Genomic DNA, 17,451 nt, shown 5'->3' on the forward strand with positions numbered 1-17,451 from the left:
AATGATTGTGCCAGACGAGCCACCGCCGCTCACAATCACCCCGGCTCACGCCCGGAACACCCAGCTCAGGACTCGTGAGTGGTTAGGCCGGTTCTAACCGGCCTAACCACTCACGAGTCCTGACCAGTCAGTTTGCTGGGTAAGGGATGGATTTGAAATCCCGGTCCAATTGCTCCGGGGTTCGAGGCAGCCAGGAGTCCCGCAGCGCCCGGACCTTGTCCACAGGCAGCGACGGGTTGGGCGTGTTGGCGCTCGGGTTGGCCACCGACTGCACGGCCCACGCGAACCCGATCGCCGGGTCGATCCGGGCCCACCGGGCCGTGTCGATGCCCAGCACCATCATCGCCCGCACGTACGCATGCCAGCCGTGATAGTTGGTGATCGGCACCATCGTGTGCACCTGCTGCTCAAGAGCCGCCCGGCGCGGGTCGAACAGCACGCCCTCGCCGAACCAGCCGAAAGCGTCCACAAAGCGGGCGCTGTCGGGCGAGTAGTACGTGTCGAACGACGTCAGCTGCAGCGTTGACAGCGTCTGCAGCTCACGCCGGACCGGCCTGGCGAAGTCGGCGTAGGTGCCCGGGTAGCCAGGCTTGGAGCTCAGGTCGAGCCAGACGTCCCTGAACCCGTCGACGAAGTTCGGCACGCCGACGTGCGCCGCGAGGGTCGCGTAGGTGTCCTGGATCTCCTGGGACGCGTTGTAGAAGGCGACCTCGTCGAACTGGTACCACATCTCGTTGGCTCTGCGATCCCCCAGCATTCCGGGCACTGGCGGGAAGTCTGTCGCGGCGGCAGCGGCGACACCGGGCACGAGCAACACGGACGCTGTCAACAAGGACCGCCGGGTGAGCGACATGGGATCTCCTCTGTGAACGAGTGATCCACTTACCCTCGGACCTGCGGAATCCCACCCACCAGGGGACAAGCCCCCGCGATCGGCGGGCAAAGATCCCGGCCGGATCGGGCGTCAGAACGCAGCGAGCGTGACCCCGGCTTCTTCCAGCGCGGCACGGACGGCCTGCGCGTGCTGGACGGCGCCAGGCGTGTCGCCGTGCAGGCACAGGGACTCAACGGAAGACGCGTCGATGACGGTCCCGTCCACAGCGACGATCTGACGGTCCGAAGCCAACCTGACCGCACGCTCGACAACAGCGGCCGTGTCGGTCAGCAACGCGCCTGGCTCACGACGCGACACAAGCGTCCCGGACGGCGTGTACCCACGATCGGCAAACGCCTCACCGACGGTCCGCAGCCCAGCTTCCGAGGCAGCCGCCAAGAACGCCGAACCAGGCAGGCCCAGCACAGGAATGTCGCCCCATGCCTTGACTCCGGCGACAACCGCAGCGGCCTGGTCAACGTGATGAACGACGGTGTTATACAAGGCTCCGTGCGGTTTCACGTACGCCACGCGCGTCCCTTCAGCTGAGGCGAACGCGGACAGGGCACCAATTTGGTACAGCACATCGTCGGCAAGTTCGAGCGGGTCGACGTCGATGAAACGGCGGCCGAACCCGGCGAGGTCCCGATAGGACACTTGCGCACCGATCGCGACCCCGTGGGACGCGGCCAGTTCGCACACCGTTCGCATGGTCCGCGGATCGCCCGCGTGGAAGCCACATGCGACGTTCGCTGACGTCACCACGCCGAGCAAAGCCGCGTCGTCACCCAGTTTCCATACGCCGAAGCCTTCGCCGAGGTCACTGTTGAGATCCATCAGGGCGCCATCACACCAATCGACACGAGCAACACCGTCAACGCGGGCACGAAGTTGTTGACCTGATGAGCCACCACGCTCGCGCCAAGCCGTCCGGTGAACAGCCGCGCGAGCCCGATCGGGATGCCGATCACGATCAGCAACGACGTGCGCAGCGGTTCAAGGTGGCTGACCGCGAACACGACTGTACTCAGGCCGAACACTGTCCACCGGCCCCATTGCAGCCGCTCGAGAGCGCCCCACAGCAGGCCGCGGAAGATGATCTCCTCGCAGATCGGCCCGATCAGCCAGGCGTACAGGAACATCACGATCCCCGCCGCGATCGGCAACGACCGGCTGTCCACCAGCGCGCTGAACGCCGACGTGGCGTTCTCGTCGCCGACGGCCTTCGTCCAGATCATCGCCGCCGCCGTGGTCAGGACAAGGCCGATCAGGCCGAACTTCAGCCCGACCTTGAAGTCTTCCCTGGTGTACGACCACTTCAGGTCGATCCTCGGCCCGTTGCCGCGCAGCCGGGTGATCAGCAGCGCCACCCCGGTCGCGATCAGTACCGGCAGGATCGACCCGATCACGATCGTGGCGACGCTGATCGGCTCGGTCGAGTCGCTCGGTCTCAGTATCGCGCTGATGAACGCGGCCGACAGCAGCAAGACGCCCTCGACGAACAGGAACGCGCCGATTCCCCATCGGTGGCTGTAGTCCGGCACGGGCGGTGGCTCGATCGGTTCCGCAGCCACTGTTTCAGACTCCCGTGGCGGTGGTGGGGTCACGGGCGTCCTCCGGCAGCAGACTCGATGGCGCACTCAGGCAAGTGCGCGGCCTGCTTCGCAGACTACGGCGAGTTTCGGCGTGTCACCGAGTGATTCGGCGTATCAACGCACGATCCGACCACGCAAGACAATCCGAGTGGGTGATCGGAGCACGCTCAGGTCAGTACGCGGATCCGCCGGATAGGCGACGATGTCGGCCGCTGAGCCCTCTTCGATACCCGAATAGCCCAGCCAGCCACGCGCCGCCCACGACCCGGCCGCGAGTGCGTCCGTCCGGCTCATTCCCGTGCTGTGCAAGGCTTCTATCTCATCGACCAAACGGCCGTGATCGATGCCGCCACCCGCGTCGGTGCCCGCGTACACAGGAACGCCTGCCTCGACAGCCATTCGCACGGTGTCGCGCACGGAAGCGTGCAACTGCCGCATATGCGCCGCGTAGATCGGGAACTTCGTCGCACTCGCAGCGAGGTCTGGGAAAAGCTCGATATTGATCAAGGTCGGCACGAGCGCGGCACCGGACGAGGCCATCGTGGCGATGGTGTCCGCAGTCAGACCAGTGCCGTGCTCGATGCAGTCGATTCCGGCCGCGAGCAGGCCAGGGATGGCGTCCTCGCCGAACACGTGCGCGGTCACGCGCGCGCCAGCGTCGTGAGCCACCTTGATGGCCTTGACCAGCACATCGTCGGGCCACAGGGGCGCCAGATCGCCGACCGACCGGTCGATCCAGTCGCCGACGAGCTTCACCCAGCCGTCGCCGTACGCGGCCTGCTCGGCCACGGCGTCCGGCAGCTCCGACGGGTCTTCGAGGTCGACGCCGAGGTACCGGATGTAGCGCTTCGGCCTGCTGATGTGCCTGCCCGCGCGGACAATCCTCGGCAGGTCGAGCCGTTCCTGCAGCGGCCTTGTGTCGATCGGCGCGCCACAGTCACGCACCAGCAAGGCACCGCTGTCACGGTCGATCTCGGCCTGCTCGGCGGCTTCCTCAAGGGTCGGGTTGCCGGACGGTGAGATCCCGATGTGGCAGTGCGCGTCCACCAGGCCAGGCAGCAGGAACCCGCCGTCGACCACGGTCTCGGCCTGCGCAACCGGCGTGAACCGGATCCGGCCGTTGACCACCCACAGGTCACGGGTCTCGTCTCCGGGGAGGACGACTCCCCGCAGGTGCAGCGCGGTCAATTGTCTTTGTTGTTCTTCGGGAACTTCAGCTTCGACGGGTCGAAGCCCGCGGGCAGCTGGTCGAGACCGGCGAGACCGGGCGGCAGTTCGTTGAGGCCGGGCGGCATCTTCGACAGGTCCGGCGCGCCAGCGGGAAAGCCGGGCAGCGCGGGCAGGTTGCCCTTGCCCTTGACCTTGCGGCCCTTCTTGCGGGCGTCCTTCTTCTGTTTGCGGCTCATCCCGCCGCCACCGCCGCCGAAGCCGAACCGGCCGGCCATCTGCTGCATCATCTTGCGGGCGTCGAAGAACCTGTTCACCAGGTCGTTGACCTCAGCGACCCGGACACCGGAGCCGTTGGCGATCCGGGCACGACGGGACGCGTTGATGATCTTGGGGTCGGCCCGCTCCGCCGGTGTCATGCCGCGGATGATCGCCTGTAGCCGGTCGAGGTGCTTGTCGTCGATGTTGGCCGCGGCTTCCTTCATCTGCGCGCCGCCGGGCAGCATGCCGAGCAGGTTGCCGATCGGGCCCATCTTGCGTACCGCGAGCATCTGCTCGAGGAAGTCCTCAAGGGTGAGTTGGCCTGCGGTCAGCTTCTCCGCCGCAGCCTGGGCCTGCTTCTCGTCGAAGACCTGCTGCGCCGACTCGATCAGGCTGAGCACGTCACCCATGCCGAGGATGCGGCTGGCCATCCGGTCGGGGTGGAACGCGTCGAAGTCCTCGAGCTTCTCGCCGTTGGACGCGAACATGATCGGCTGGCCGGTGACCTGGCGGACCGACAGCGCGGCACCACCACGAGCGTCACCGTCGAGCTTGGTGAGCACGACACCGGAGAAACCGACGCCGTCACGGAAGGCCTCGGCCGTGGTGACCGCGTCCTGACCGATCATCGCGTCGACGACGAACAGGATCTCGTCGGGCTCGACCGCGTCACGGATGTCCGCGGCCTGCTTCATCAGCTCTTCGTCGACACCAAGGCGACCGGCGGTGTCGACGATCACCACGTCGTGCTGGGCACGCTTGGCCTCGTCGATCGCGCGACGGGCCACGTCGACGGGGTCACCGACGCCGTTGCCCGGCTCGGGGGCGTAGACCGCGACACCGGCCCGCTCACCGACGACCTGCAGCTGGGTGACCGCGTTCGGCCGCTGGAGGTCACAGGCGACCAGCAGCGGGGCGTGGTTCTGGGTCTTGAGCCAGCGCGCGAGCTTGCCGGCGAGGGTCGTCTTACCGGAACCCTGCAGACCGGCGAGCATGATCACGGTCGGCGGCTGCTTGGCGAACTGCAGCCTGCGGGTCTCCCCGCCGAGGATCGCGATGAGCTCCTCGTTGACGATCTTGACGACCTGCTGCGCGGGGTTGAGCGCCGCGGAAACCTCCGCACCCTTGGCCCGCTCCTTGATCTGCGCGATGAATTCACGCACGACCGGCAGCGCGACGTCGGCCTCCAGCAGCGCGATCCGGATCTCGCGCGCGGTGGAGTCGATGTCCGCGTCAGTCAGTCGCCCCTTGGAACGCAGGTTCTGCAGGACCGATGTGAGCCGGTCGGAAAGGGTGTCGAACACGGGTACGGCACTCCAGGCATGTCGTGGGTATCACCACCAGGGTAGTCGCGCATGGATCCACGTGTGGCAAAGGCCGGTGATCGAGGGGGTGTGGAGGGCATCGCACGGTGCCGGAACGGAGATTTCAGGGTGCCGGAGTGGTGGACACGGTGTGCCGGAACGGTGGACACGGCATGCGGCAACGGTGGACACGGTGTGCCGGAAAGTGCATTTCGGTGTGCCGGAGTGGTGGACACGGTGTGCCGGAACGGTGGACACGGTGTTCGGGAATGGTGGACACGCGGTGGGCTTGGGCGTGCTGCTGTCCTGGGAACGCGGAGAACCGCCCGGTAGGCCCTACCCCTCGATGGGCCAGCCGGGCGGTTCACGGTCCGAGCAAGCACCCGCGTACACGGCCCACCGCCCGGCCCCCGTCCGGGCGGTCTCCCTCCTGCTCCGTGTCCCCTCTCGCACCTGCCTCCTCGTGACAGGGACCAGCCTGCCGCCAGGCGGGGGTGTCGCGGCAGCGTGAAGGCCCCCGAGTAGGGGTGGGTAGGACTACTCAACTGGGTTCAGGTAATGGCCGCCAGGCGGACGGCTTCGGCCAGCTTCTGCCTGCTGGCGCCGGACAATTCGCCGCCGTCGGCCGCCCTGACGCAGAACGAGTCGACGGCCGTGGCACCGAGGGTAGCCGCGCGAGCCCACAGTACGTCGGCGCCACACCGTTCGATAGCTTCCGCGATGCGATACAGCAGCCCGATGCGGTCCGCGGCACGCAGTTCGAGCACGACCGCGCCCGGGTAGTCCTTGCCTGCCTCGTCGTCGAACCACAGCACGCGTGGTTCGGGCGCGTCCTCCGGCTGACCGCCGTAGTCACGTTCTTTGTCCGCCAGCCGTTGTGCCAGCTTGAGCTTGCCGGACAATGCCAGGCCCATCTGCTCACGCAGCAAAGACTCGTTGGGCAACGAGCCGAACCGTGGCGACGCGGTGAACACGTCAACCGCGATACCGGCATACGAGTCGACGCTCGCCGCATGCACTTCCAGGGAGTTCAACGCGAGCACGCCCGCAGCCCTGGACAACAGGCCTGGACGGTCCGGCGCGAAGACCGTGATGGTCACGACCCGACCGGACGCCTCTACGTCAACGTCATGTTTCCCTGACGCGGCAACGGCTTCCGCGCGGGCGCGGTGTGGTGAATCGAGCGGGTCGGGCCCGGGGATCGGCTCGCCCGCCATCGCTTTGCGGCTGTTGGTGACCAGTTCGCCGATCAATGCCGCTTTCCACTCCGTCCACACGCCGGGACCGGTTGCCAGCGAATCGGCTTCGGCCAAGGCGTGCAACAGATCCAGCAGCACCGGGTCGCCGCCGAGGGTTTCGGCGACCCGCAGGATTGTCGCCTCGTCGGTCACGTCACGCCGGGTCGCGGTGTCCGGCAGCAACAAGTGATGCATGACCATCGCGGACAGCGTGTCAACGTCCTGTTTGGACAAGCCGAGCCGCTCGCCGACCTGATTGGCAAGTGCCGCGCCGACTTGGGAGTGGTCGGCACGCCTACCTTTGCCGATGTCGTGCAGCAGCGCACCGAGCAGCAACAGGTCCGGCCGGGCGACCCTGGTGACGAGCCTGCTGGCATGTGCCGTGGTCTGCACGAGATGCCGGTCGACCGTCCATTTGTGGGCTGCGTCCCGTGGAGGAAGGTCGCGCACAGCACCCCACTCCGGGAACAGCCGTGCCCACAAACCGGTGCGGTCCAACGCCTCGATCACGTCGATGAGGCCTTCTCCCGCGCCCAGCAACGCGATCAGTTCGTCACGCGCCTGAACCGGCCATGGGGAACGAGGTTCCGGCGCCGTTTCGGCGAGCTGTTGCAGAGTCGCGGGCGAGATCTGGTTTCCGGTACGCGCGGCTGCCGCGGCCACCCGGAGCAGCAGCGCCGGATCACGGGTCGGCTCGGCATCACGAGCCAGCGTGACCTCATTGCCGTGCAGCACAACGCCTTCGTCGAGTGGTCGACGTTCCGGCCCACGTCTGAGCCTGCTGAGCACTCGCCGAGGTCCTTCGGCAGCGACACTGCGCAAGGCGACATCGAGGGCGTACGCCACGGTCCGGCCAGCGCCGGAAAGCGCGCGGGCCAAGTCGAAACGGTCGCCCTTGTCCAACGCGACGGCCACCTCGTCGGCGTCCTGAGCACGCAGGACATCGTTGGCACGCTTGACGATCCGCCGGAACTCGGTCCTCACGTCCAGCAACAACCGGTGTGCCTGTTCGAGTTCCTCGCTTGGCCGGTCGATCAGCTGGGCCGCGGCCAACGCCCGCAACAAGCCGATGTCCCGCAGGCCGCCACGGCCGTGTTTGAGATCCGGTTCGACCCAGTGGGCCACTTCCCCGCTGCGTTGCCAGCGCACCCGCGCGTCCTCGGCCAGCGCCGGGGCGCGTTTACGGGCGCTGGCCCGCCACCTGTCGCGGGCGGACGCGGCGAGTCGCTCGGCGACCTGCGAGTCCCCTGCGATGAGCCGGACGTCCAGCAGGCCGACCGCGGTCCGCAGGTCGTTGGCGGCGACGTCAAGCGCCTCGCCGACGGTACGGACCGAGTGGTCGAGGCCGATCCCGGAATTCCACAGTGGATACCACAGTTGTTCGGCTAGCTCGGCGACCGCGCCGGTCCGGCCTTCATGAACCAACAGCAGATCGAGGTCGGCGTACGGCACGAGTTCCCTCCTGCCGAGTCCGCCGACCGCGACCAGCGCGACCCCCTGGTCCGCGCCGATTCCGGCTTGCGCGGCGTGCGCGGTCAGCCAGAACTCGTGCAGATCGGTCAGTGCTTCGCGAAGCGCGTCTGGCGTGAGCCGCCGCTGGCCCGCGACCGGTTGCAGCAACCGGTCGCGGGCCTGGACGAGATCAGCCGCAGACGGGGCTTCCCCCGGCGTAATCACAGGGCGTCGGTACCACGTTCCCCGGTTCGCACCCGAACAATGGTGTCCACCGGCGTGACCCAGACCTTGCCGTCACCGATCTTGCCTGTCCTCGCCGCCTCGACGACGGCTTCGACCACCTTGTCGACCGCCGCGTCGTCGGTGAGGACCTCGATGCGCACCTTCTGCACGAAGTCGACCGCGTACTCGGCGCCGCGGTAGACCTCGGTGTGGCCCTTCTGCCTGCCGTAGCCACGGACCTCGCTGACCGTCATACCGAGCACACCCAACTGCTCGAGCGCGGCTTTGACGTCGTCAAGGGTGAACGGCTTGATGATCGCGGTTACGAGTTTCATGCCTTGCTCTCCTCAAGGGAAGCCGCGGAGTGTGCGCCAGTGGGCTTGACGGAGTTGCTCAGGCCACCGCCACCGCCCAAACCACCGAAGTCGTAGGCGCTCTCGGCGTGCAGCGCCTCATCGACACCGGAGACCTCGTCCTCCTTGGACGCCCGGAATCCAATGGTGACCTTGATCAGGAACCCGAGGATAAGGGTGACGACGAAGGAGTACGCCAGAACCGCGCCGGCCGCGACCGCCTGCTTACCCAGCTGGGCGAGGCCGCCACCGTAGAACAGGCCGTCGGCGCCTGCGGAGTTCACCGAAGTGGTGGAGAACAGGCCGACGAGCAACGTGCCGATCAGGCCACCGACCAGGTGCACGCCGACGACGTCGAGCGAATCGTCGAAGCCGAACTTGAACTTCAGGCTCACCGCGAGAGCACACAGCACACCGGCGATGACACCGATGGCCAGCGCGCCGAGCGGGCTGACGAAACCGGCTGCCGGGGTGATCGCGACCAGACCGGCGACCGCGCCGGACGCGGCTCCGAGGGTGGTCGGCTTGCCGTACTTGAACTGCTCGACCAGCAGCCAGCCGATGACCGCGGCGGCGGTGGCGACGGTGGTCGTGGTGAACGCGACAGCGGCGGTCTGGTTGGCGCCCAAGGCCGAACCGGCGTTGAAGCCGTACCAGCCGAACCACAGCAGGCTCGCGCCAAGCAGCACGAACGGCACGTTGTGCGGACGGCCGGTGTCCTTCGGCCAGCCGGTCCGCTTGCCAAGCACGAAGACGAGCGCGAGCGCGGCGGCACCGGCGTTGATGTGCACGGCCGTACCACCGGCGAAGTCCAAAGCCTTGAGCTGGTTGGCGATCCAGCCGCCGATCACCGAGCCGTCGGACGAGGAGAAGGCGAAGACCCAGTGCGCCACCGGGAAGTAGACGATCGTCGCCCACAGCGCCGAGAAGATCGTCCACGCCCAGAACTTGGTCCGGTCGGCGATCGCGCCGGAGATCAGGGCGACGGTGATGATCGCGAACATCAGCTGGAACATCACGAACGCCAGCACCGGGTACTGGTGACCAGCCGGATCCTCAGGAGTGGGCGCGGTACCGGATACGGCACCGATCGTGCCCTCGAGCCCGACGTGGTCGAAGTTGCCGAGCAGGCCGCCGAACGAGTCGTTGCCGAAGGACAACGAGTAGCCGTAGAGCACCCAGAGAACCCCGACCACGCCGAGCGCGATGAAGTTCATCATGAGCATGTTGAGCACGCTCTTCGAGCGGACCATGCCGCCGTAGAAGAACGCGAGCCCTGGTGTCATCAACATGACCAGGGCGGCACTAGCCAGGATCCAGGCTGTGTCTCCTGCGTTCACATCGTCCTCCCGTGCTGTCTTTTGCTCCGGCAGGATCGATAAGCGGTGTTTCCTGAGATGGCACCGCGCGTTTCGCCGCTGTGAACTGTGCGACATGCATTGTTACGAGCGCGTTTCCTCCCTGGTGGACGTCGAATTGTTACCAATCGGACATCCCGCTTTGTCTGCCGGCTCGCCGCTGGATAGCGTCTTAGGACGATGAGCCGAGGTAGGAGCGACGAGAAGGCTGCCCAGCCGGTGGGATTCCCACCGGTAGCGCTGGGCGCGTTGTGCTGCCCGCACTGCCAGTCCCCCTTCAGCCTCGAAGGCCGGGCACTGCGCTGCACGACCGGGCACAATTTCGACCTGGCCCGGCAGGGCTACGTGAACCTGATGGGCGCGGGGGTCGGCGACACCAAGGAGATGGTGGCTGCCCGTGACGAGTTCCTCGCGGCAGGCCACTACGCCCCGCTGGCCCGGCTGGTCGCCCACGAGGCAGCGCGTGACCTGCGGCGAGACGCCCTCGTGGTGGACGCGGGTACCGGTACGGGTTACTACCTTGCGGCGACATTGGCCAGAGCGCACGCGGCAACCGGAATCGGAATGGACACGTCCACGGCCGCCTTGCGCAAGGCGGCCCGCGCGCACCCGGGGATCGGCGCGGTGGCGTGGGACCTGTGGAAGCCGTGGCCGCTGCTGACCGGGTCAGCGGATGTGATCATGAACATCTTCGCGCCGCGGAACCTGATCGAATGCCATCGGGTACTGCGACCGGACGGCACGCTCGTGGTCGTCACGCCGGACTCGACGCACCTGTCGGAGCTGCGGACGTACGTCGACATGCTCGAGGTCGACGCGGACAAACTGACCAGGCTCGACTCGTCGCTGCAGGCCCAGTTCTCGCTGCGGGGACGGCACGACTGCGAGATCGAGCTGACGCTCGAGCCCGAGGACGTGCACCGGGTTGTCCACATGGGACCGAACGCGTATCACGTTCCGCCGCAGGCGTTGGCGGCGATCCAGCGGACTTTGACGGTGACCGCGGCGTTCGTGGTTTCCGTCTACCGTAGGGAACCATGATCGAAGTCCCGGGCACGGCCATCACGGACTCGTCGTGGTTGCGTGCACAGCTTTCCTTATCCACGAGGCGTTATCCCTTGGGTGACAGTGTCGCCTTGGGGGTGCTGTGGTGGTATTCGGCGAGTTCGGTGTTGTTCGGGGCGGTTGTGGAGTCGCGGGATCCCGCTTTGAGCGCGTTGACGTTGGCGCTGGACCCGGAGGGACGCGTTCGCGAGGCCCGTTCGGCGGTCTTTGACGGGGATTTGCCTGCGCGGACCCACGAAATGCTGACCACCGCGATCTCGTCGGTTTCCGCCGTCAGCGGGGCTCGGGAGCGGCAACTGTGGGCGATCGCGGCCGATTCTTTGGCGACGCGGTTGCTGTGGGCGGGCAAGACGGCTCAGGCCGCTGATTTCGCCGCGATGATCGGGCCGGAGTTGCCGCGGCCACGGTATGTCGAGGTCAACGGGCGGGAGTTCGTGCGGCGGGTGTCGTGCTGCTTGATCTACACCGCCGTGGACGAGGCCAAGTGCACGAGCTGCCCACGCCAGAAGCCCGCAGACCGACTAGCCCGGTTGAGCGCGATCTGATTGTCTGATTCTGATACTCTGAACACGTGCGAGAGATGAGTGCTTCCGAGGCGTCCCGCAACTTCTCGGCTTTACTCGACGAGGCGGAACACGGCGAGACGATCGTGGTGACCAGGAACGGTCGTCGCGTCGCGCTTATCGTGCCCGCGCCTCGGGCCAACGGCCGCGCGCTGCGTGACATCGTCCGCCGCTGGAGTACTCACGACGTTTTCGACGACGAGTTCGCCGACAACATCGCCGCCGCCCGGGAAACAGCGTCGGCTGAGCTGGACAAGGACCCATGGCGCGACTGATTCTCGATACAGGTGTGCTTGTCCACGCTGTGCGGGGCCGACTTGACCTCTCTCGCCTCACCGACGAGGACGACGTTTCGATCCCAGCGGTGGTCGTTGCCGAGTACCTGACCGGCGTTCTACAAGATCACAACGAAGCTCGCCGCACCGTTCAACGGGCATTCCTCGACGAAGTGCTCACCGTGGTCCCCATTGAGAACTACGACCCGTTAATCGCACAGCATCATGCTGAGCTCATGGTGCACGTGAGGCAGACCAGTCAACCGCGTGGCGCGCATGATCTGATCATCGCCGCTACTGCCCGAGCAACCGGACGGATCCTGCTCACGACCGACGCCTCGGCCGAATTCGACAAGCTGCCCGAGGTCCAAGCACGCCTCATCACACCCGTGTGAGAAACCGGCGCCGAGCCGGACGAGTGACTCGCCCGGTCTGACTACTTGCCCAGCTTCTTGTAGGCGCCTGCCACGATCAGCTCGGCCCGGTCGCCGCCATCGGTGTCGATGCCCTGGTGCATCGAGTTGTCCACAAGGGTCTTGTAGGCCTCACCCGCCTGGGCCTCGACCGTGTCACTGCCCGGCAAGCTGGCCCCGGCGAACCCGACCGCGCCAGCGGCGAGCAGACCAAGGCTGATCTTCGCGATGATCTTATTCATCTGTGATACCTCCCTGAAGCCGGACGGTATCCAGACGATCTTGTGGTTTTCTTTCAGCCCTTGTGCGCGCGTGCGGCGGCGAAACAGAACACGCCGTACGCGGCGAACCCAAGCGCGGCAACGAACAACAGGATCGAGCCGAAAGTCTGCGCCTGCAACGTCTTCAGTGCGCCGTCCAAGCCTTGCGCCTGCCCAGGATCCGCGTTGATCGCGGCAATGCCCACCAGGAACCCGATGATCCCGTACGCCACGCCTTTGGCGCTGTGGCCGAAAACACCAAGCGGCTCAGCGGGTTTCGGCAGCCGTGCGCGGTCAAGGTCTTCGAGGAACTTCTTCTTCACACCACGCCGAATCGCCGCGACCGCGACACCCAGAATGATCAACGCCAGAATCCCGACCAGGACCCGGCCGAACGGCTGGGCCATCAGTTTCGCCGTCCACTCCTGCGTCGACTGGTTGCTCGAATCACCGCCACCGCTCCCACTGGCCAGCTCGATCGTGTAGATACCGATCGCGGCCGCGACGAAAGCCCTTGAGCCCGCGCCGAACTTACGCAGGAACCGCTGCTTGCCTTCGGCCACCCAGGTGTAGCCCCTGAAGATCATCAGGACCTGCCAGAGGGCGTACGCGAGCAACCCAACCGCCAAGGCCCATAACAGCACTGGCCCGACAGGTGTTTCAGCGAGCTCGCCGACCGCGCCCTTCTGGTCGGTCTGCTCGGATTCGCCGAACACGACCTGGAGGGCGACCCACGCCACGAGCAGGTGCACAACGCCGTAACAGATCATCCCGAACCGGCCGAGAACCTGCGTTGCCTTGTGTGTACGAGCGTCGACCACAACCACCAACTCCCTTCGCCAAGGGATTGACAGTCGTGGCAACGCGCAAACGCCGTGAAGACATCCCTCACCGCATCTAACGCGGCAAGGGCGGTCCTCATGCGTCTAACGCCGCGAGGGTGTCTTCACGGCAACCGGTCCTGCCAGCGGGAAACGAACAGGCCGCGGCCTTCCTCGGTCAGCGAACCCCACAGCCGCAAGCGCGCCATTCCGCCGTCCGGGTAAACATCCAGCCTGGCCTGCGTGGCCTCGTGCTCCTCGGTCACGCGAAACACGTGCCGGGTGTCAGGCTGCAGACGTTCCCGGCTGAGCAGCTCATGCCACTCACCAGAAGCGTCCGCGCAGCTGACGGTGGCCCAGCCGGGCGCGTTTCCCTTGAAATGACTGGTATCCAGCTCAATGAGGCGGATGATTCCCTTGGCCGCGAGGCGAAGCGATACCCAGTCGTTGCCGTCGTCCCTGCGGCGCGCGGTTTCCCAGCCCTCGCCCATCACCGCGGCCGGTCCTGGCGCGATGAGATTGTTCGGCGACGAATAGAACTTGTTGCTGCAGTCCGCTATTTCCGCGCCATTCTCCAGCGCCGCCAGGTCGAGATGGTCGAAGTTCAGCAGCCGAGGGTCGGCGACAGGCGAGCCGTGCACACGCAGCCGCGCCACGCCACCGTCGGGGTAGATCGTCAACCGGACATGTGTGTAGCGGCGGGTATCCGTGACCTCGAACAGGTTCTTCGTGTCGCCTGAGAGCGGCGATTTCGGCAGCACGGTCGTCCACTCGGTCAGCTCCGACGGGCTCGGATAGCCCTCGACACCGCACGCCTCGACGGACGCGAAAGGCGGGTAGTTACCGGTGAAAAACGCCGTGTCGATCACCAGACCCTTGATCACGCCGGGCATGCCGAGCCGGACGATCGCCTGGTCAACGCCCGATTCACGGCGGCGCCGGGTCTCCCAGCCGTCGTAGATCTGTCCTTTGTGGCCGAACGTGTAGGTCTGGAAGACCGGTTCGCTCGCTTTGATCAGGTTCTCGCGTTCGGCGAAGAGCTCGTCGTTCGCCCACACCACCGCGCCGCCGAAGCGGCGGTTCGCCAGGTCAGGACTGTCCTGAAAGCTCACGCATCCTCCCTGCCCAACAGGTCGCCGTGCATCTCCTCACCGGTGACCTTGATACCGCGTAGCCACGTCGACACAACTCGGCCAGCGAGCGGCATGCCGTGATACGCCGTGACGGGGTTGCGGTGGTACAGCTGCTCGGCCTGCACGACAAATGCTTCATCCGGGGCGAACACGCAGAAATCGGCGTCGTAACCGGCCGCGATCTGGCCCTTGTGCTGCATGCCTGCCAGTTCGGCCGGCCGGTGGGCCATCCACTCGGCCACGTCGAACATCGTGAAGCCACGGCGCCGTGCCTGCGTCCACACCGCGGGCAGGCCGACCTGCAGGCCGGCGATCCCGCCCCACGCGTCGCCGAAGTCGCCGGTGTCGAGCCGCTTGAGCTCGACCGTGCTGGGTGAGTGGTCGCTGACGATGAAGTCGATGACGCCGTCCCTGAGCCCCTGCCAGAGGGCCTCGCGGTTGGCCGCGTCGCGGATCGGCGGGCAGCACTTGAACTGTGTCGCGCCGTCCTGGATCTCCTCGGCGACGAACGTGAGGTAGTGCGGGCACGTCTCGACGGTCAGGTCGAGGCCTTCGTCTTTGGCCTCGGCGATCATCGGCAGCGCGCTCGCCGACGCCAGGTGCAGGATGTGCGCCCGCGCGCCGGTCTTGCGGGTCAGCTCGATCACCTTGGCGATCGCGGTGTTCTCGGCTTCGTCCGGGCGGGACGCCAGGAAGTCCGCGTACTTGCGGCCGGTCGGCTTGGTGATCGAGTGCCCGTCCTCTGCGTGCACGATCATCAAGCCGTTGAAGCGGTTCATCACGCCCAACGCGGCCTCGAACTGGGGGAAGCTGAGGTGGCCGAACTCGTCGACGCCGGAGTGCAGCAGGAAGCTCTTGAACCCGAACACACCGGCCTCATGCATGGGCCGCAACTGCTGGAGGTTGCCGGGCACGGCGCCGCCCCAGAAGCCGACGTCGATGTGTAACCGGCCTTCGGCCGTCTTGCGCTTGACTTCCAACGCGTCCACGTCGGTGGTCGGCGGGAGGCTGTTGAGCGGCATGTCGAGCATGGTCGTGATGCCACCGGCCGCGGCGGCGCGGGTGGCGGTCTTGAAGCCTTCCCACTCGGTCCGGCCGGGATCGTTGACGTGCACGTGGGTGTCCACGAGACCGGGAAGCAACACCTGGTTCGCGCCGAGCTCGATCACCCGGTCGGCGTCAAGGGCACTGTTCAACGGTTCGACGGCGACGATGCGCCCATCCCGCACGCCGACAGTCCCCTCGGTGATGCCAGCCGAGGTGATCATCCTGCGGGCCCGGAACACCAGGTCCAGCACCTGCCACCCTCTTTCCGCTTCGTGCTTTTTCGCTTCGTGAAACAGGATCGCGGGCTAGTGTGGGCCCGTGCCTGCCGTCAACCTGCGCCTATTCAACTCCGCCCCCGCCGAAGAGCTTCGGCCGATGCTGAGAGATTGTCTCGCGGTGCCTCGCTGGGCAGACGAGGTGCTCGCCATGCGACCGTTCGCCGACCGTGCGACATTACTGTCCGTGGCCTTCTCCAGGGCAAGCGAGTTGAGCAACGACGAGCTCCACCTGGCAATGGCCGCGCATCCCCGAATAGGCGACCGAGCAAACGGCGACGCTTGGTCACAGGAAGAACAGTCCGGCGTTGACCAGTCCTTGGGATCGCGCCTAGCGGCGGCGAACGCACGGTACGAAGAACGATTCGGGCATATCTACCTCGTGTTCGCTTCGGGAAGGTCGGGCGAAGAGCTCCTTGCGGTGCTGGAGGAGCGTCTGGACAACTCGGCGGCGGACGAGCTGAGGATCGTGAACGGCGAACTGGCCAAGATCGCCCTTCGCCGTTTGGAGCAGTTGGTTGGCTAGCGCGGTGACAACCCACGTCTTGGACGCGGCTCTTGGCCGTCCAGCGGCTGGGGTTCCTGTGCGGCTGGAGTCCGCGGACGGTGTCGTGGCTTCCGGGGTTACGGATTCGGACGGGCGGCTGCGTTCCCTGGGGCCGTCCACGCTGGAGCCTGGGGTGTACCGGCTGGTGTTCGACATCGCGGCCTACCACGGGCCACAGGCGTTCTACCCGACGATCACGATCGAGTTCCGGTTTACCGAAGGGCACTATCACGTGCCGATCCTGCTGAGCCCATTCGCGTATTCGACCTACCGAGGGAGTTGAATTGGCGTACAGCCTGGGGCCGAACCAGTACGGCAAGGCCGAGGTCCGGATGGTCACGGTGAGCCGGGCGGGTTCCGTGCACTCGCTGCAGGACCTGACGGTGAGTACGTCCCTGCGCGGTGACTTGGCGGCCACGCACCTGACTGGCGACAACAGTGACGTCGTGGCAACGGACACGCAGAAGAACACGGTGTTCGCCTTCGCCAAAGAGCAGCCGGTCGGCGAGATCGAGGACTTCGCGCTGCGTCTCGGGCGGCATTTCGTTTCGTCGTTTGACCAGATCACCGGCGCCCGCGTGTTGATCGATTCGCACGGGTGGGACCGGGTCAACGCTCATGCTTTTTCGCGCGGTTCTTCAGAGATACGCACGACGGCTGTGACCGTGTCCGGAGACCAGCACTGGGTGGTCTCGGGTCTGCGGGATCTCGTGGTGTTGAAGACAACCGGCTCCGAGTTCCACGGGTACCCGAGGGACAAGTACACGACTTTGCCGGAGACGACCGACCGGATTCTGGCTACCGCCGTGACGGCTCGGTGGCGCTATCAGGGTTCCGGGATCGATTGGTCTACGAGCTTCTCAGCCATTCGGGACCTGCTGGTCACCACGTTTGCGGAGAAACACAGTTTGTCGCTGCAGCAGACGTTGTACGCGATGGGTGCGGCGGTAATGGAGGCCCGGCCGGAGGTGGCCGAGATCCGGCTGTCCATGCCGAACAAGCACCACTTCGTTGTCGATTTGTCTCCATTTGGACTGGAGAACAACAACGAGGTCTTTTACGCCGCCGACCGGCCGTACGGACTGATCGAGGGCAGCGTGGTCCGGGATGACGCGGAGGATCCAGGCCTGGCCTGGTATACGCTGCCGGAGTTCTAGGGCCAGGTGACGGCAGTCCAAAGGTTCTTCGACCGCTACCTCTGAACCTCGACGCCGCTGGTCAGCCC

General features: G+C 66.2%; 19 protein-coding genes. 7 read left to right on the top strand and 12 right to left on the bottom strand.

Translation table 11 applies throughout. The features are described 5' to 3' along the window. Positions 1-127 precede the first annotated feature (127 nt). From LWC34_RS33645 to LWC34_RS33680, 8 genes are all read right to left on the bottom strand, one after another. Positions 128-853, bottom strand: coding sequence for a hypothetical protein (locus LWC34_RS33645; RefSeq protein WP_233729299.1), 726 nt, complete (start codon positions 851-853; stop codon positions 128-130). A gap of 111 nt (positions 854-964) precedes the next feature. Next, complete coding sequence (locus LWC34_RS33650) at positions 965-1,711, bottom strand: LamB/YcsF family protein (RefSeq protein WP_233729300.1); 747 nt, start codon at positions 1,709-1,711, stop codon at positions 965-967. Continuing rightward, positions 1,711-2,448 carry a CPBP family intramembrane glutamic endopeptidase gene (locus LWC34_RS33655; protein ID WP_233729301.1) on the bottom strand — a complete coding sequence of 246 codons (738 nt, stop codon included), beginning with the start codon at positions 2,446-2,448 and terminating at the stop codon, positions 1,711-1,713. Before LWC34_RS33655 ends, LWC34_RS33650 begins: the two co-directional genes overlap by 1 nt. Before the next feature lie 135 nt (positions 2,449-2,583). Further along, positions 2,584-3,657, bottom strand: a complete 1,074-nt coding sequence (locus LWC34_RS33660) for an amidohydrolase family protein (RefSeq protein WP_233729302.1) — start codon at positions 3,655-3,657, stop codon at positions 2,584-2,586. Continuing rightward, entirely contained in the window at positions 3,654-5,201 is a 1,548-nt protein-coding gene (gene ffh / locus LWC34_RS33665; RefSeq protein WP_233729303.1) for a signal recognition particle protein, read from the bottom strand. Before ffh ends, LWC34_RS33660 begins: the two co-directional genes overlap by 4 nt. Positions 5,202-5,752: 551 nt before the next feature. Beyond that, the gene (locus LWC34_RS33670) at positions 5,753-8,116 is read right to left on the bottom strand and encodes a [protein-PII] uridylyltransferase (protein WP_233729304.1); all 2,364 of its coding nucleotides are present in this window, start codon (positions 8,114-8,116) and stop codon (positions 5,753-5,755) included. Beyond that, the gene (locus tag LWC34_RS33675; RefSeq protein ID WP_233729305.1) at positions 8,113-8,451 is read right to left on the bottom strand and encodes a P-II family nitrogen regulator; all 339 of its coding nucleotides are present in this window, start codon (positions 8,449-8,451) and stop codon (positions 8,113-8,115) included. The genes LWC34_RS33670 and LWC34_RS33675 overlap by 4 nt, the downstream gene beginning before the upstream one ends. After that, positions 8,448-9,761, bottom strand: a complete 1,314-nt coding sequence (locus tag LWC34_RS33680; protein WP_235730426.1) for an ammonium transporter — start codon at positions 9,759-9,761, stop codon at positions 8,448-8,450. The genes LWC34_RS33675 and LWC34_RS33680 overlap by 4 nt, the downstream gene beginning before the upstream one ends. Before the next feature lie 246 nt (positions 9,762-10,007). On the opposite strand from LWC34_RS33680, the gene LWC34_RS33685 reads away from it, so the two are divergent. The 4 genes from LWC34_RS33685 to LWC34_RS33700 are packed head-to-tail and all read left to right on the top strand — an operon-like array spanning position 10,008 to position 12,125. After that, a complete protein-coding gene (locus LWC34_RS33685; protein ID WP_233729307.1) occupies positions 10,008-10,868 on the top strand; it encodes a putative RNA methyltransferase in 861 nt (286 codons plus the stop codon). Beyond that, on the top strand, positions 10,865-11,437 hold the full coding sequence (locus tag LWC34_RS33690) for a (2Fe-2S)-binding protein (RefSeq protein WP_233729308.1): 573 nt from the start codon (positions 10,865-10,867) through the stop codon (positions 11,435-11,437). The genes LWC34_RS33685 and LWC34_RS33690 overlap by 4 nt, the downstream gene beginning before the upstream one ends. 35 nt (positions 11,438-11,472) lie before the next feature. After that, positions 11,473-11,730 carry a type II toxin-antitoxin system Phd/YefM family antitoxin gene (locus LWC34_RS33695; RefSeq protein WP_233730926.1) on the top strand — a complete coding sequence of 86 codons (258 nt, stop codon included), beginning with the start codon at positions 11,473-11,475 and terminating at the stop codon, positions 11,728-11,730. Continuing rightward, positions 11,718-12,125, top strand: a complete 408-nt coding sequence (locus tag LWC34_RS33700) for a PIN domain-containing protein (protein WP_233729309.1) — start codon at positions 11,718-11,720, stop codon at positions 12,123-12,125. Before LWC34_RS33695 ends, LWC34_RS33700 begins: the two co-directional genes overlap by 13 nt. Positions 12,126-12,166: 41 nt before the next feature. On the opposite strand, the gene LWC34_RS33705 is transcribed toward LWC34_RS33700, so the two are convergent. The 4 genes from LWC34_RS33705 to allB form a co-directional block, all read right to left on the bottom strand. Continuing rightward, positions 12,167-12,385, bottom strand: a complete 219-nt coding sequence (locus tag LWC34_RS33705; RefSeq protein ID WP_233729310.1) for a hypothetical protein — start codon at positions 12,383-12,385, stop codon at positions 12,167-12,169. A 53-nt stretch (positions 12,386-12,438) separates the two neighbouring features. Continuing rightward, positions 12,439-13,224, bottom strand: a complete 786-nt coding sequence (locus LWC34_RS33710) for a DUF1206 domain-containing protein (protein WP_233729311.1) — start codon at positions 13,222-13,224, stop codon at positions 12,439-12,441. A gap of 125 nt (positions 13,225-13,349) precedes the next feature. After that, complete coding sequence (gene alc / locus LWC34_RS33715; protein WP_233729312.1) at positions 13,350-14,336, bottom strand: allantoicase; 987 nt, start codon at positions 14,334-14,336, stop codon at positions 13,350-13,352. After that, the gene (allB, locus tag LWC34_RS33720) at positions 14,333-15,652 is read right to left on the bottom strand and encodes an allantoinase AllB (protein WP_233730927.1); all 1,320 of its coding nucleotides are present in this window, start codon (positions 15,650-15,652) and stop codon (positions 14,333-14,335) included. Before allB ends, alc begins: the two co-directional genes overlap by 4 nt. 70 nt (positions 15,653-15,722) lie before the next feature. Between allB and uraD the strand changes: the two genes are divergently transcribed. The 3 genes from uraD to pucL are packed head-to-tail and all read left to right on the top strand — an operon-like array spanning position 15,723 to position 17,383. Continuing rightward, positions 15,723-16,205, top strand: a complete 483-nt coding sequence (gene uraD, locus LWC34_RS33725) for a 2-oxo-4-hydroxy-4-carboxy-5-ureidoimidazoline decarboxylase (RefSeq protein WP_308200179.1) — start codon at positions 15,723-15,725, stop codon at positions 16,203-16,205. Between the two features lie 4 nt (positions 16,206-16,209). Next, on the top strand, positions 16,210-16,509 hold the full coding sequence (gene uraH / locus LWC34_RS33730) for a hydroxyisourate hydrolase (RefSeq protein ID WP_233729313.1): 300 nt from the start codon (positions 16,210-16,212) through the stop codon (positions 16,507-16,509). Between the two features lies 1 nt (position 16,510). Beyond that, positions 16,511-17,383 carry a factor-independent urate hydroxylase gene (gene pucL / locus LWC34_RS33735; RefSeq protein WP_233729314.1) on the top strand — a complete coding sequence of 291 codons (873 nt, stop codon included), beginning with the start codon at positions 16,511-16,513 and terminating at the stop codon, positions 17,381-17,383. Positions 17,384-17,451: the final 68 nt, after the last annotated feature.

This window comes from Kibdelosporangium philippinense, assembly GCF_021390435.2.
In the GTDB taxonomy this organism is placed as follows: domain Bacteria; phylum Actinomycetota; class Actinomycetes; order Mycobacteriales; family Pseudonocardiaceae; genus Kibdelosporangium; species Kibdelosporangium philippinense.